Below are 13,871 nucleotides of genomic sequence, written 5' to 3'. Positions count from 1 at the left end.
CGACTTGCATGTGTTAAGCCTGCCGCCAGCGTTCGTTCTGAGCCAGGATCAAACTCTCAAGTTGAGAATTCAATCTGGCCGATCACTGTCTCGAAATTGACAAGAACTCACCTCTCTCACTCCAAAAAGTAAGAGCAGTGTCCTTGCTTCAAAACGTGAAGGGCCTTCTGTCTTCAATGTCAGGGCACAAACCCCAACTCGCAGAAACCGCCGTCCACGTTTCTCTTTCTTCTCTATTCAATTGTCAAATAACAGACACATCAACGTGTCAAAACTCATCCGAACCAATCCATCCCTGGACCAGTCATACCAACTCGCGTCAGCCGGAAAAACCAGAGACAAACTATCCCGCCGCCAGAAGCGCCGCTGCCGTCGTCTCGTGAAGCGGTTTCTAGTCCCAGCCGCCCGGCAAGTCAACATGAAATTTTCGGAAATTTGCGCCCTTGGCGCGAAAACCGTCTATCGCTCTGGTATGATTGCGTTTTCTGATTCGACTTTCAATTCATCGTCAGGTTTCTCCATGTTGCGCAGCGCGTTAGCCTTGCTTCTTGTTGCCCCAGCGTCCGTAGCCTCAGCCTTTAATGGCGGCCGGGAGGTTATTCAGCCCTACAGCATTTCCGGCAGCACGGGCCCTGAGCTTTATGCATCGATTGGCGAGAAAGGGCCGCTCATCGGGCAAACGCGCGTGATTGCCCATACGACTTTCAAGCTGACATGGAGCCGTGATTATACGCAAGACGGCTCGGCTTGCGTTTTGTCGCGCGCGGTCCCCAATCTGGTGATTACCTATACGCTGCCTCGCGAGCCTGCTTCGCTTGATAGAACAGTCCGGTCTCACTGGCAGGCTTTCATTTCCGGAATTACCGCGCACGAAAAGGTTCATGGGCAGCATATAAGAACGATGACGGCTGAGATAGAGGCGGCCAGCCTGGGTCTGCGCGTGGAGAATGACCCCCAGTGCCAGAAGATCCGGCAGGAGTTGAACCGGCGGCTCAAGGAAATTTCAGATAGGAAGAGAGAAAAGGACCGGATTTTCGAACAGGAAGAAATGAAGGATGGCGGCAATATACAACGGCTCATCCTTGCGCTCGTTAATGGTGGTTAGGGCATAATCCGACCGGAGTGAAACGAGGATCGACAAGATTATGCTGTAAAAAGAAAACATCAGAGCGCCGATCTGATGGGAGCGTTCTTTGCTGGAGCCTCCCCGTGATATTTCGTCACGCCTCTTGCACATCGCTCGCGGAATCGTTTTCAGCCAGCCGATTTTTTGCCACAATGGCGCAAATCATCTGACGAGGTCGATTATGAGCTTTGCGTGGAACGATCCCTTCCTGCTTGAAGATCAACTTTCCGACGAGGAGCGCATGATCCGCGATGCGGCAGCGGCCTTTGCCAAGGCGGAGCTCATGCCGCGCGTTCAGGATATGTATCTGAATGAAGGATGCGGGCGAGAGCTTTTCCCGCTGATGGGGCGCGCCGGTCTGCTGGGCGTCACGCTTCCCGATACATATGGTGCAGCCAACGCGAATTATGTGAGTTACGGATTGGTTGCGCGAGAGGTAGAGCGCGTCGATTCCGGATTTCGCTCGATGATGAGCGTTCAGTCCTCGCTGGTGATCCATCCAATCTTCACCTATGGCTCGGAAGCGCAGAAGGCCAAATATCTGCCTGGGCTGGTCTCGGGTGAGTTGATCGGTTGTTTTGGCTTGACCGAACCGGATGCCGGCTCCGATCCCGGCGGCATGACATCGCGGGCAGAAAAAATCGAAGGCGGCTTCCGGCTGCGTGGCGCGAAAATGTGGATCTCCAACGCACCGATCGCCGATGTTTTCGTGGTCTGGGCCAAGTCCGAGGCCCATGGAGGGGAAATTCGTGGTTTTGTCCTTGAGAAGGGCATGAAGGGGCTTTCGGCACCCAAGATCGGTGGAAAGCTGTCGCTTCGAACCTCGATTACCGGGGAAATCGTAATGGATAACGTGGACGTGGGCGAGGATGCCCTGCTGCCCCATGTATCCGGCCTCAAGGGCCCGTTCGGTTGCCTCAACCGTGCCCGCTTTGGCATTTCATGGGGCGTGATGGGGGCCGCAGAAGATTGCTGGTTCCGGGCGCGGCAGTATGGACTGGACCGCAGGCAGTTCGGCAAGCCCCTTGCCGCCATGCAGCTTTACCAGAAGAAACTGGCCGACATGCAGACGGAAATCGCTTTGGGACTGCAAGCATCGCTCAGGGTGGGGCGTCTGATGGATGAGCAAAAATTCGCGCCGGAGATGATCTCGCTCGTCAAGCGCAACAATTGCGGCAAGGCGCTGGATATTGCCCGCATGGCCCGCGACATGCATGGCGGTAACGGCATCCAGAGCGAATATCACGTGATGCGCCATTCCCAAAACCTGGAAACGGTCAACACCTATGAGGGCACGCATGATGTTCATGCGCTGATCCTCGGCAGGGCGCAAACCGGCCTTCAGGCCTTTTTTTGAGCAACGCCATGAGCAACGCCCCTCTTGCCGGTCTGAAGATCGTTGAACTAGCGCGTATTCTGGCCGGCCCGTGGATTGGCCAGACCTTTGCCGATCTTGGCGCCGACGTCATCAAGGTGGAAAGCCCGCAGGGAGACGACACCCGCAAATGGGGTCCTCCCTTCATTGACGATGGCATGGAGCGCTCTGCCGCCTATTTCCATGCCTGTAATCGCGGCAAACGCTCGCTGATTGCCGATCTTACCAAGGCCGAAGACCTAGAAACCGTACGCCGCCTGATCGTGGCAGCGGATGTGCTGATCGAAAACTTCAAGGTCGGCGGCCTGAAGAAATACGGGCTTGATTACCAGAGCATGAAGGAACTCAATCCACGGCTGATCTATTGCTCCGTTACCGGTTTCGGACAGGACGGCCCCTATGCCGAACGTGCCGGATATGATTTCATGATCCAGGGCATGAGCGGCATCATGGACCTGACTGGCGAACCAGATGGCCCGCCCGAGAAGATGGGGGTAGCCTTCGCCGATATTTTCACCGGACTTTATGGCGTTATCGCCATTCAGGCGGCCCTTGCGCAGCGGCAAAAGACCGGCGAAGGTCAGTTCATCGACATGGCCCTTTTTGACTGCATGGCTGCCGTTTTAGCCAATCAGGCCATGAATTATGCCGCTTCCGGTATTCTGCCCAAGCGCATGGGCAATGCCCATCCCAATATAGCCCCCTATCAGACCTTCGCGGTTGCCGATGGCCATATCATCATCGCCTGCGGAAATGATGCGCAGTTTTCGCGGCTGTGCCGGGTGTTGGGGCTGCCTGATCTGCCGGAACAGAAAAAATTCGCCACCAATGCTGCCCGCGTGGCCAATCGTGGCGAGCTGACCGATCTGTTGCAGGACAAAACGCAACAGTTCCGGCGCGATGACCTGCTGGCCGCGCTGGAAAAGGCGACCGTTCCCGCCGGTCCGATCAACAGCGTCGCAGACCTGTTTGCCGATCCGCAATTTATCCATCGCGGCATGAAAATCGACGCCGGAGGCGTGCCGGGATTGCGCACGCCAATCCGCTTTTCCAATGCGGAACTGGCCATTGGCCGGCGCTCGCCGCGCCTTGGGGAGCATGGCGAAGAGATCAGGGCGGAGATGGAATAGTTCCGTAAAGCTGCCTATGGGCAGAACTTCTGCCGTCTTGCGGGAAATCATCAGGCTTTTATCTCTGAACCATCATGTCCAGCCGGAGGTAAAGGAATTGAAGCTTCATCTTATATTCACCGCACTCGTCTTCAGCCTCGCCGGGCCTGCGCTCTCGCAAGAACCCGTGGTTGGCGTTGCCAATTCCGATGCGCTTTTTACCAGCCCCGATCCGGTGCTGAACCGGAACAAGCAGACGACCTACAGGATCATCAAGGAATTGCTGGAGGCCGGGCATTGGGATCGTGCTGATCAATATTTAACGGAGCGCTACATCCAGCATAATCCGAATGCCGCATCGGGCCGTCAGGGTGTGGTGGATTATTTCACGAAGGTGCTGAAGGTCACGCCGAAGCCTATCCCGGAAAAAATGCAGACGAAAATCGTGTCGGTGGTCGCGGAGGGCGATCTTGTCACCGTAGCCTTTCCGCGCGAAATGAAGGATCCGAAGGACCCGTCAAAAACCTACACCACCACCTGGTTCGATAGCTGGCGGTTTGTGGATGGCAAGGCCGACGAGCATTGGGACAGTGCCCTGAAGCAATAGGCCCTTTGAGAATTCATGAACATGTGATGTCAAATGGCAGAGGGAATGGTGCGAAATGTGCCTTCCCTTCCGGCATATTCGGTTTATTGTCCGCCCGAATTGAAAAAGCCACCTTTCTTCAGCGGTTGGCTTCGAGGCAGACGACACCCTATGCAAAGACAGCGCCTTCGTGAGCTTGGAGTGATAACCGGCCAATATGCACCGGGCCCCCTGAATGCCATCACCGATGTAGCGGGGGTCAAGGTTGGGCATGTCACGTTGATAGAGGGTGAGCGCACCCGCACGGGCGCAACAGCCATTCTGCCGCATGGAGGCAATCTGTTTCAGGACAAGGTACCGGCAGGTTTTGCCGTGCTGAATGGCTATGGCAAATTTGCAGGCTCCACGCAGATCAAGGAGCTTGGCGAAATCGAAGCGCCGATCCTTTTGACAAATACCCTGGCGGTAGGCCGCGCCATCGAGGCGATCAACCGGCATGTGATGGCATGTCCGGGGAATGAAAAGGTGGTATCGCTCAACGCCGTGGTGGGAGAAACCAATGATGCCCGCCTGAACGACATTCGCGCCCCACGCCCGGATGTTGAGGACATGCTGGCCGCCATCGATGCCGCGCAAGCCGGACCAGTGGCGGAAGGGGCTGTCGGCGCGGGCACCGGCACCGTTGCCTTCGGACTGAAGGGCGGGATCGGCACCAGTTCCCGGCTGGTGGCAATCGGCAAAGAGCAATACACGCTGGGCATTCTGGTGCAGTCGAATTTTGGCGGGCATTTGCGCATAGATGGCAGGCCTGTTGCCGTCGATGCCTCCCATGACCGGGATGGCTCCATCGTGATGATTGCCGCCACCGATGCACCGCTTTGCGCCCGCAACCTCACCCGCCTTGCCGAACGCTGCTTTGGCGGGCTTGCCCGCACGGGTGCAGCCCTCAGTAACGGCTCGGGCGATTATGCGCTGGCCTTCTCCACGGCTGAGACGGTGCGGCGAACGCCGGAGCGGCGCAAGGGCCTGCACGCCTATCCCGATCTTTCCAATGACGCCATCTCGCCGCTGTTTGAAGCGATGATCGAGGCATCCGAGGAGGCTATCCTCAATTCGCTGACCATGGCCACGCCTATGAGCGGTTATAATGCTGCCAGTGGCAAGCCTTCGAGAATTGCGGCCCTATCGTTGGAGGCGCTGCGCAAAATCCTATCCGACAAAGACTGACCATCAGGAGTTTTCATGTCCGCCCCCTCCCCTCGCATTGTCTATATCAACGGCGAATTTTTGCCGGAGAACGAAGCCAAAATTTCCGTTTTCGACCGTGGCTTTCTGTTCGGCGATGGCATTTATGAAGTCACCGCCGTTCTTGATGGCAAACTCATCGACAGCGATCTGCATATGGCGCGGCTGGAGCGCAGCGTGAAGGAGATCGGCGGCTTCCTGCCGGTTTCGACGCAGGAGATCGTTGCCATCGAACGCCGCCTGATGCAGGAAAACGGGCTCACGGAGGGCCTGATCTATCTGCAATATACAAGGGGGGCCGAAGATCGTAATTTCCTGTGGTCTGAAGGCTTGCAACCAACGCTGGTGCTGTTCACCCAGGCCAAGAAACTCGACCACGGCAAGATCCTGGAAACCGGCCTGAAGGTGAAGATTGTGCCCGACCAGCGTTGGGAGCGCCGCGACATCAAGAGTGTGTGCCTGCTGCCGCAGGTTCTGGCAAAGCGTATTGCCGCAGATGCAGGCTGCGACGAAGCCTGGATGGTGGAAGACGGCTTCGTCACCGAAGGCGCTTCCTCCACAGCCTATATCGTGACCGCCGACGGCAGGATCATCACCCGCGCCAACAGCAACACCACGCTTCCCGGCTGCACCCGCGCCGCACTTTTGCAAGTGGCGGCAGAACAGGGCTTGATCGTGGAAGAGCGCCCATTCAGCGTCGAAGAGGCCTTTGCCGCCGTGGAGGCCTTTCTCACCAGCGCATCGAATTTCGTGGTGCCGATCACCAGTCTCGATGGCAGGCCCGTGGGCGATGGCAAGCCCGGCCCGGTGGTGAAGCGGCTGCGCGCCCTTTACATGGAAAATGCCCTTAAAACCGCTATTTGAAAGAGAGTTGAGAGGCGGATCACCGCCTCTCGCCCTTCGTCGCGGCCAGCCATTGCAGCGTGCGGGCCTCCGGGTCCGCATGGCGGGTAATGTCGGTAACGACGGCGGCACTGTCGGCGCCATGGGCAAAAACATCCGCCAGCCGCTCGACCGTGATGCCGCCGATGGCAACGAGCGGCAGCTCGCCCAGTTTTTCCTTCCAGCTTGCAAGCCGGGGCAGACCCTGCGGCGCCCATTTCATCTGCTTGAGCATGGTGGGCCAGACGGGGCCAAGCGCCACGTAATCCGGCCTCGCCGCCAGCGCCGTTTCAAGCTCCGCCTCGTCATGGGTCGAAAGGCCGAGCCTGACCCCGGCGGCGCGAATGGCCGAAAGATCGGCAAGGGCCAGATCCTCCTGCCCCAGATGAATGAAATCGCAGCCTTCCTCGATCGCAACCTGCCAGAAATCGTTGACGATCAATTGGCAGCCATGGGCGGCGCAGACCACCTTTGCGCGGCGGATATGGCCGCGCAATTCATCGTCCGTCACATGCTTCATGCGCAATTGCACAAGCTTGACGCCAAGCGGGACGAGGCGCTCGATCCAGTCGGCGCTGTCCACGATGAGATAAAAGGGATCGAGCTTCATGCAAAAACGCCCTTGCCAATAACGGGAGTGGAAGGAACAGCCATATCGCGCGGCTCGAGAGGTCCTGCCTGAAAGGCGAGATGCCCGGCATGGATGGACCGCGCAAAGGCCTCTGCCATCAACGCCGGATCGCCCGCATTTGCGACGGCCGTATTGAGCAGAACGGCATCGTAACCCAGCTCCATGACTTGCGCGGCATGGGAGGGGCGGCCAATACCCGCATCGATAATCAGCGGAACATCGGCAAACTCCGCCCGCATGGATTTGAGCGCCGCCACATTCTGCGGTCCCATGGCAGAGCCGATCGGCGCGCACCAGGGCATCAGGAGCTTGCAGCCAGCCCGGAGTAACCGCTCTCCCACCACCAGATCGTCGGTGGTATAGGGAAAGACGTCGAACCCCTCGTCGCAGAGGATTTTCGCCGCCTCCACCAGCTGGAAGACATCGGGCTGAAGCGTATCGTGATGGCCGATCAGTTCCAGCTTGATCCAGTTGGTGGCAAAAACCTCGCGCGCCATTTTCGCCGTCAGCACAGCCTCTGAAACGCTGTGGCATCCGGCGGTGTTCGGCAGGATATGAACGCCGAGATCGCCGATCAGCTCGAAAAACGCTCCGCCCGCCTTGCCCCCCGCCATTTCCCGGCGCAGCGATACAGTGACGATCTCCGTTGCCGAACGGCGGACGGCATCCGCCAGAATGGCAGGCGATGGATAGCGCGCCGTGCCAAGCAGCAGCCGGGACGAAACCTGCCGGTCATAGAGGGTCAGCATATCAACCTCCCTGCATGGGAGACAGGATTTCCACCCGATCTCCCGGCTTGAGTGACCAATCCGCCCGCTCCTCGCGATGCACCAGCTCGCCATTGACGGCGGTGGCCAGCCATTCACCTTCATAAGCAAGCTCGGCGAGCAAATCTGAAAGAGTACGGGCAGCGCAATCCTGCGCCTCGCCATTGACGATCACGCCGATCATGCGCTTTTCCTTCGGTCATTGACGGACAGCTTCTCGGCCAGCTGCCGCGCCATGGCAGGCGCCAGCAGAAAGCCGTGCCGGTGCAGTCCCGCAATGGCAAAGCCTTGCTGTGTTTTAACCACACGCGGCAGGTTATCGGCAAAAGCCGGGCGGATGCCGACGCCGGTTTCCACCACGCGCGCCTCGCCGAAGGCCGGATGCAGGGCATAGGCGGCATTGAGAAATTCCATCAGCGAACGGGCGCTGATCGGCCCGCCATCGTCCGCCTCGATCATCGTCGCCCCCACCATGAAGCGATGGCCGTCACGCGGCACGATATAAAGCGGATGGCGCGGATGCAGCAGACGGACAGGGCGCGAAAGAGTGACCTCCTTCGTTTCAAGGTAGATCATCTCCCCCCGCACCCCGCGCAGGCCGGAAAGATTGCCCATGGCCGCAGCGCCCGTACAATCGATGGTGCAGGCGTAAAGACCTGCCGGTTCCGCGCCAAATCGAAAGCGAACACCACTGGCAAGAAGCGCAGCATAAAGGCCCTGCAATGCTCTTCGCGGATCAAGATGCGCTTCGCCCGCGAAAAACAGACCCCGATTGAAACGACCCTCAAGGGCCGGTTCCAGGGCCGCGATGCCTGCGGCGTCCACCCATTGATGGCCCGTCGTGCGGCTCGCAAAGCGCTTCAGATCGCTTTGGTCGCGCTCAGTGGAAAGCACCAGCGTTCCCTTGCGGCTGACCTGACCGGGCAGCGCCTTTTCCCACCAGTCGGCAGCGCTTTGGCCCAGTGTCAACACCGCCTCTTCCGCCGTTTCCCGTTCGCACCAGGGCGCCAACATGCCGCCTGCGTAATGGGAGGCACCATGACCAACCTCCTCCGCTTTTTCGTAAACCTCCACCCTGAAGCCGTGGGATACCAGCTCAAAGGCGGCGGTGAGGCCGGCGACGCCGGCCCCCTTGATCAGAATGGTCATGTCATTCTCCCGAATGCGCAAGCGGCATGTAGAGATCGCCGCCCTCGCGATATTTCGCCGCCATGGCCTCCAGCCCTTCCTTCTGCGCCTCGGCGCGGATGTCGTGGGAAATGCGCATGGAGCAGAATTTCGGCCCGCACATGGAGCAGAAATGCGCCACCTTGTGCGCCTCCTTCGGCAATGTCTCATCATGGAAGGAGCGTGCCGTATCCGGGTCGAGCGACAGGTTGAACTGGTCTTCCCAGCGGAACTCGAAGCGCGCCCGCGACAGCGCATCGTCCCGCACCTGTGCTGCCGGATGCCCCTTGGCGAGATCGGCGGCATGGGCGGCGATCTTGTAGGTGATGACGCCGGTTTTCACGTCATTGCGATCCGGAAGCCCCAGATGCTCCTTGGGCGTGACGTAGCAGAGCATGGCCGTGCCGAACCAGCCGATCATGGCCGCACCTATGCCGGAGGTGATGTGGTCGTAACCCGGCGCAATATCGGTGGTCAGCGGGCCGAGCGTGTAGAAAGGCGCCTCGCCGCAGGTCTTCAACTGCTTGTCCATATTCTCCTTGATCTTGTGCATGGGAACATGGCCAGGGCCTTCGATCATCACCTGACAATCCTTGGCCCAGGCAATCTGCGTCAGTTCGCCCAGGGTTTCGAGTTCGGCAAATTGCGCCGCGTCATTGGCATCGGCAATCGAGCCGGGGCGCAGGCCGTCGCCCAGCGAGAAGGATACGTCATAGGCGCGGCAAATATCGCAGATTTCCTCGAAATGCTCGTAGAGGAAGCTTTCCTTGTGGTGATGCAGACACCATTTCGCCATGATCGACCCGCCGCGCGAAACGATGCCGGTGACGCGATTGACGGTGAGCGGGATATAGGCCAGCCGCACGCCCGCATGGATTGTGAAGTAATCCACCCCCTGCTCCGCCTGCTCGATCAGCGTATCGTGGAACACCTCCCAGGTGAGATTTTCGGCAATGCCGCCGACCTTTTCCAGCGCCTGATAGAGCGGCACCGTACCGATCGGCACCGGCGAATTGCGAATGATCCATTCGCGGATATTGTGGATATTGCGGCCCGTCGAGAGGTCCATCACCGTATCCGCACCCCAGCGAATGGCCCAGACCATTTTTTCCACCTCTTCCGCCATGGAGGAGGTTACGGCGGAATTGCCGATATTGGCATTGATCTTCACCAGAAAATTCCGGCCGATAATCATCGGTTCGCTTTCCGGGTGGTTGATATTGGCGGGAATGATGGCGCGGCCGGCAGCCACCTCCTGCCGCACGAATTCCGGCGTCACATAATCCGGAATATGTGCGCCGAAGCTTTCACCATCCCTTTCCAGCTTTTCTTTCGCAGCCTTGCGGCCCAAATTCTCGCGGATCGCGATGAATTCCATCTCCGGCGTGATGATCCCGGCGCGGGCATAGGCCAGCTGCGTCACGGCCTTGCCCGCTTTAGCCCGAAGCGGCTCATGAAGCGCTGGAAATTCCGGTGTCAGCTTGTCGCCCTGGGCAAAGCCATTGTCTTCCGGTCTGACGATCCGGCCCTGATAGGCCTCCACATCGCCGCGCGCAACGATCCAGTCGCGCCGGAGTTTCGGCAGACCGGCATCGATGGAGATTGTTACGGCCGGATCGGTATAGGGGCCGGAGGCGTCGTAGACATTGACCGGCGGCTCGCCCGATGTGGGGTGCAGCGCGATCTGGCGAAGCGGCACGCGAATGTCGGGATGCAACTCCCCGGCAATGTGAATTTTCGTGGAGGCGGGAAGCGGACCCGTCGTGACGTCGGGAGTGGGGAAAGAAGGGGCAATATTCATTTTCGAGGCTCCAAATTTGTTTGGAGACCCAGTCATGACCGCCGGAATGATGAAATGACGCTGACGGATCCTGTTACGGGATTCCGGCTTTCGCGCACATGCACCGTCCCTACGCCAGTATGAACTGGATCAGGTTCAACGGGTCACCGCGCCGCATGATTTCTCACGCCCAGCGGAATCTCAGCCCCTTGCGGGACACCCCTGGTGAATGCACAAATCGTAAGGCCAAAAAAGCCCCGCCGTCAAGCGCCGAGACTGCGCTCCAGCACGGAGAGCCAATTGCCGTGGCAGATTTTATCAATGGTTTCCGCATCATAACCGCGAGAAACGAGACCTTCGGCAATCAGCCTCAGGCCGCTTACGTCGCCCATGGCGGCGGGGATGGTGGTGCCGTCGAAATCCGAGCCCAGCGCAACATGGTCCACGCCGAGGCGTTTCACCAGATAATCGATGTGATTCAACAGGATGTCGAGCGGCGTCTCGGGGTTCTTTACCCCATCGTCCCGCAGGAACAGCACGCCGAAATTCACCCCGACCACGCCGCGCGAATCACGAATGGCATCGAGCTGGCGATCCGTCAGGTTCCGGCTGTGGGGCGAGAGCGCATGGGCATTGGAATGGGTGGCGATGAGCGGAGCCGTGCTGAGTTTGGCGATGTCCCAGAAGCCCTGCTCGTTCATATGCGAGAGATCGATCACGATCTTCAGCTCGTTGCAGGCGCGGACAAGATCCTTGCCCGCCTCGGTCAAGCCCGGCCCAATATCGGGTGACGCGGGAAAGCGGAACGGCACGCCATGGGCAAAGATATTCGGCCTGCTCCACACTGGTCCGAGTGAGCGAAGGCCCGCCTGATGCAGCACGTAAAGCGCATCGAGATCGGCACCGATTGCCTCAACACCCTCGATATGCAGCAGAGCGGCAAAGCTTTGGCGCTGAAAGGCGGCGCGAATATCTGCCGCCGAACGGCAAACACTGACCCCGCCCGCCGATCTGGCTTCGATCTCGAACAACAGCCGCGCCATGGCCAGCGTCCTGTTCAGCGCCTCCGGCTGAGCGGGCGGCAGAAAATTTTTCTCCGCATCCAGACCGGCTGGCGATGGAACGAAAATCGCGCATAAACCACCGCCCAACCCTGCCGATATGGCCCGTGGCAGGTCGATATGCCCCTCGCCATCGCCTTGCAGAAAGCGTCCCGCCGGATCCGCCTTGCCGGAATGCAGCAGGCGCAGCAGCGTATCGTTATGTCCATCGAAGAACAGCGGCGTGAGGGCAGAAGACATGGATATTTCCTTTCAAGCAGGCCTCTGTGTAACGCCCGAACCGGCAAGTTTGAAGCATTTTCCTGCCCTTGCGATCAGATGGGTTACTGCATAATTCCTTAAATCGGAATCGATTTAAGGTGAAAATTATGCAGCAGATTTAAAGTGTTACAGCGTCCTTTGTGCGCTTGATAAAACGCACGGCGCTGTAAATGCCCAAACAGCATTGGTCATCGCCATCAATCCTGCTAACCAAACCGGCAAACGAATACAGGTGACGCATGACGAATGAACTGAACTGGCAAAAAGCGCAGGAAAAGGCGCAAGGCTTTGTCCGCGGCTGGCAGGCCGATGAACCGGGCGGCGCCGTCATCGGATTTGACCGGCAGGGCATACGCTTTGCCTTGGCAGGCGGGGTGGAAAGTCTTGCGACGCTTCAGCCGTTTACGGCCGAGACGGTCGTGCGCTACGCCTCTGTCACCAAACATGCCTTCTGCTCCATGGTGCTGGCCAATCCGCATCTGATTTCGCTTGAGGACCAGCTGGGCGATCATCTCGCGGCGTTGAAGTCTCCGCTCGCCGATGTCACCGTCGGTCAGGCGCTCGACATGAGCGGCGGCCTGCCGGACACCCGCGAATGCCTGACCCTGCTCGGCCTCTCCGTCTATACCAGCACGGAAGCCAAACCGCTTCTCGACTTTCTTGCCCGCCAGACGCGGTTGAATTTCGAAGCGGGAACCGAGATTTCCTATTCCAACACCGGCTACCGGCTGGTGGAGGCGGTTCTTGAACGCAAGGGACTGTTTTTCAAGGATTATATCCGCGCTGCGGGCCGGGACGTCGGTGCCATTTTCGACGCACCCGATGTATGGCACGATCCGGTGTCGGGCCTTGTCCCCGGCTATTGGCATGATGGCGAAAAATGGCAATTGTCGGCGGCAGGCCTGCACATTTCCGCCTCCGGCAGCATGACGGGCAGCGCCCTTTCCCTTGCCCGCTGGCTTGAAGCGCTGCTGGTGGAAGGCAAGGTGCTGGACCGGCTGGCCGGGCGCCGCTTGCTGAAGAATGGCCGCGCCAGCGGCTATGGATTGGGCATTGCCGAAACGATTTTGGGAAAACGCCGGTTTATCGGCCATGGCGGCTCGCATCCTGGCTATAAAACCTGTTTCCTGCTGGATCCTGAAAAGAGCCTCGGCTTCGTCATCGTGTCCAACCGCGAAGACACCAATGGCTCGAAGATCGCGCAGGAGGCCATGGCCGCATTGCATGGCCTGCCCTTGCCCAGCCCCGCCGCGCGGCTGAAAGACGGGTTTTATCTGGAGGAAGACATCGCGTCCTGGCTGGTCGTCAAGGGTGCGACGGCCGCAGTTCTCGATGCGGAAGATGCGCTTTATGACGACGGTGATGGCTGGGTTTCTTCCCGCTCCTCCACCTCGCCCTTGCGGCTTACCATGCGCTACGATGCAATCATTGGCGACATCGGCCATGCCACACGGCGCTTTCTGCCCGCCTTCGACGAACCGCTTGACCCCGCCCTTTACGGCCGCTGGGAAAGCCCGGAAGGTGCAAGCCTGATATTGCAGGACGGCACGGTGACAATGGGCATCGGCCCGACCCGGCGCCAGATGCCGCTCAAACCCCTCGGGCGGGGCTGCTTTCTGTTTCGCTTGCAAGACGGGCCGTGGAGCAAGCGGGTGCTTTTGCATGTCATGGACGAGCGGCGGCTGGAACTCATTCTCAGCCGCGCCCGAATGGTGGAATATCATCGGGCACTCTAAAAAATAATTCGACCGGAGTGAAATGAGGGCCGATGAAATATTGCTCAAAAATAGATGGTTAGAGCGCCGATCTGATTGGATCAGATTGGCGTCCTAACATCGCCCGACACATGCTTCACATCGGAGCCATCTCCAAGATCACCGC

13 protein-coding genes, 1 rRNA gene and 1 riboswitch are annotated in these 13,871 nt (G+C 59.0%); of the genes, 7 read left to right on the top strand and 7 right to left on the bottom strand.

Translation table 11 applies throughout. The features are described from left to right. Positions 1-64: ribosomal RNA gene (locus T424_RS0110195) — 16S ribosomal RNA — on the bottom strand; the annotation flags it as partial. Between the two features lie 456 nt (positions 65-520). Between T424_RS0110195 and T424_RS0110190 the strand changes: the two genes are divergently transcribed. The 6 genes from T424_RS0110190 to T424_RS22525 all read left to right on the top strand — a co-directional run bounded on the left by T424_RS0110190 (position 521) and on the right by T424_RS22525 (position 6,305). Then, positions 521-1,105, top strand: coding sequence for a DUF922 domain-containing Zn-dependent protease (locus T424_RS0110190; protein WP_027487633.1), 585 nt, complete (start codon positions 521-523; stop codon positions 1,103-1,105). Between the two features lie 202 nt (positions 1,106-1,307). Then, a complete protein-coding gene (locus T424_RS0110185; protein WP_027487632.1) occupies positions 1,308-2,483 on the top strand; it encodes an acyl-CoA dehydrogenase in 1,176 nt (391 codons plus the stop codon). Between the two features lie 8 nt (positions 2,484-2,491). After that, entirely contained in the window at positions 2,492-3,631 is a 1,140-nt protein-coding gene (locus T424_RS0110180; RefSeq protein ID WP_027487631.1) for a CaiB/BaiF CoA transferase family protein, read from the top strand. A gap of 97 nt (positions 3,632-3,728) precedes the next feature. Beyond that, positions 3,729-4,217: a nuclear transport factor 2 family protein gene (locus tag T424_RS0110175; protein ID WP_027487630.1), complete on the top strand. Its 489-nt coding sequence runs from the start codon at positions 3,729-3,731 to the stop codon at positions 4,215-4,217. Positions 4,218-4,367: 150 nt separating this feature from the next. Then, positions 4,368-5,423 carry a DmpA family aminopeptidase gene (locus T424_RS22530; RefSeq protein WP_027487629.1) on the top strand — a complete coding sequence of 352 codons (1,056 nt, stop codon included), beginning with the start codon at positions 4,368-4,370 and terminating at the stop codon, positions 5,421-5,423. A 15-nt stretch (positions 5,424-5,438) separates the two neighbouring features. Beyond that, positions 5,439-6,305 carry a D-amino-acid transaminase gene (locus T424_RS22525; protein ID WP_027487628.1) on the top strand — a complete coding sequence of 289 codons (867 nt, stop codon included), beginning with the start codon at positions 5,439-5,441 and terminating at the stop codon, positions 6,303-6,305. Positions 6,306-6,324: 19 nt separating this feature from the next. On the opposite strand, the gene T424_RS0110160 is transcribed toward T424_RS22525, so the two are convergent. The 6 genes from T424_RS0110160 to T424_RS0110135 form a co-directional block, all read right to left on the bottom strand. Continuing rightward, positions 6,325-6,933 (bottom strand): thiamine phosphate synthase, encoded by a 609-nt coding sequence (locus T424_RS0110160; RefSeq protein WP_027487627.1) that lies wholly within the window; start codon positions 6,931-6,933, stop codon positions 6,325-6,327. Next, complete coding sequence (locus T424_RS0110155; protein ID WP_027487626.1) at positions 6,930-7,703, bottom strand: thiazole synthase; 774 nt, start codon at positions 7,701-7,703, stop codon at positions 6,930-6,932. Before T424_RS0110155 ends, T424_RS0110160 begins: the two co-directional genes overlap by 4 nt. 1 nt (position 7,704) lies before the next feature. Then, positions 7,705-7,902 carry a sulfur carrier protein ThiS gene (thiS, locus tag T424_RS0110150; protein ID WP_027487625.1) on the bottom strand — a complete coding sequence of 66 codons (198 nt, stop codon included), beginning with the start codon at positions 7,900-7,902 and terminating at the stop codon, positions 7,705-7,707. Continuing rightward, a complete protein-coding gene (gene thiO, locus T424_RS0110145; protein WP_027487624.1) occupies positions 7,902-8,870 on the bottom strand; it encodes a glycine oxidase ThiO in 969 nt (322 codons plus the stop codon). Before thiO ends, thiS begins: the two co-directional genes overlap by 1 nt. Before the next feature lies 1 nt (position 8,871). Further along, a complete protein-coding gene (thiC, locus tag T424_RS0110140; RefSeq protein ID WP_027487623.1) occupies positions 8,872-10,689 on the bottom strand; it encodes a phosphomethylpyrimidine synthase ThiC in 1,818 nt (605 codons plus the stop codon). Positions 10,690-10,777: 88 nt separating this feature from the next. Next, a riboswitch (TPP riboswitch) is annotated at positions 10,778-10,902 on the bottom strand. A gap of 29 nt (positions 10,903-10,931) precedes the next feature. Then, complete coding sequence (locus T424_RS0110135; RefSeq protein ID WP_027487622.1) at positions 10,932-11,969, bottom strand: dipeptidase; 1,038 nt, start codon at positions 11,967-11,969, stop codon at positions 10,932-10,934. Between the two features lie 260 nt (positions 11,970-12,229). Between T424_RS0110135 and T424_RS0110130 the strand changes: the two genes are divergently transcribed. After that, on the top strand, positions 12,230-13,726 hold the full coding sequence (locus tag T424_RS0110130) for a serine hydrolase domain-containing protein (protein WP_027487621.1): 1,497 nt from the start codon (positions 12,230-12,232) through the stop codon (positions 13,724-13,726). Positions 13,727-13,871 lie beyond the last annotated feature (145 nt).

The sequence above is a fragment of the Allorhizobium undicola ORS 992 = ATCC 700741 genome (assembly GCF_000621665.1).
Classification (GTDB): domain Bacteria; phylum Pseudomonadota; class Alphaproteobacteria; order Rhizobiales; family Rhizobiaceae; genus Allorhizobium; species Allorhizobium undicola.
The sequence above is the reverse complement of the archived record's forward strand: the minus strand, read 5'-3'. Positions and strand labels throughout refer to the sequence as shown.

Excerpts from the sequence above, each read along its gene's own strand:
- T424_RS0110190 (WP_027487633.1), top strand. The coding sequence starts at position 521 with ATGTTGCGCAGCGCGTTAGCCTTGCTTCTTGTTGCCCCAGCGTCCGTA.
- T424_RS0110185 (WP_027487632.1), top strand. The coding sequence starts at position 1,308 with ATGAGCTTTGCGTGGAACGATCCCTTCCTGCTTGAAGATCAACTTTCC.
- T424_RS0110180 (WP_027487631.1), top strand. The coding sequence starts at position 2,492 with ATGAGCAACGCCCCTCTTGCCGGTCTGAAGATCGTTGAACTAGCGCGT.
- T424_RS22530 (WP_027487629.1), top strand. The coding sequence starts at position 4,368 with ATGCAAAGACAGCGCCTTCGTGAGCTTGGAGTGATAACCGGCCAATAT.
- T424_RS22525 (WP_027487628.1), top strand. The coding sequence starts at position 5,439 with ATGTCCGCCCCCTCCCCTCGCATTGTCTATATCAACGGCGAATTTTTG.
- T424_RS0110160 (WP_027487627.1), bottom strand. The coding sequence starts at position 6,933 with ATGAAGCTCGATCCCTTTTATCTCATCGTGGACAGCGCCGACTGGATC.
- T424_RS0110155 (WP_027487626.1), bottom strand. The coding sequence starts at position 7,703 with ATGCTGACCCTCTATGACCGGCAGGTTTCGTCCCGGCTGCTGCTTGGC.
- thiO (WP_027487624.1), bottom strand. The coding sequence starts at position 8,870 with ATGACCATTCTGATCAAGGGGGCCGGCGTCGCCGGCCTCACCGCCGCC.
- thiC (WP_027487623.1), bottom strand. The coding sequence starts at position 10,689 with ATGAATATTGCCCCTTCTTTCCCCACTCCCGACGTCACGACGGGTCCG.
- T424_RS0110135 (WP_027487622.1), bottom strand. The coding sequence starts at position 11,969 with ATGTCTTCTGCCCTCACGCCGCTGTTCTTCGATGGACATAACGATACG.
- T424_RS0110130 (WP_027487621.1), top strand. The coding sequence starts at position 12,230 with ATGACGAATGAACTGAACTGGCAAAAAGCGCAGGAAAAGGCGCAAGGC.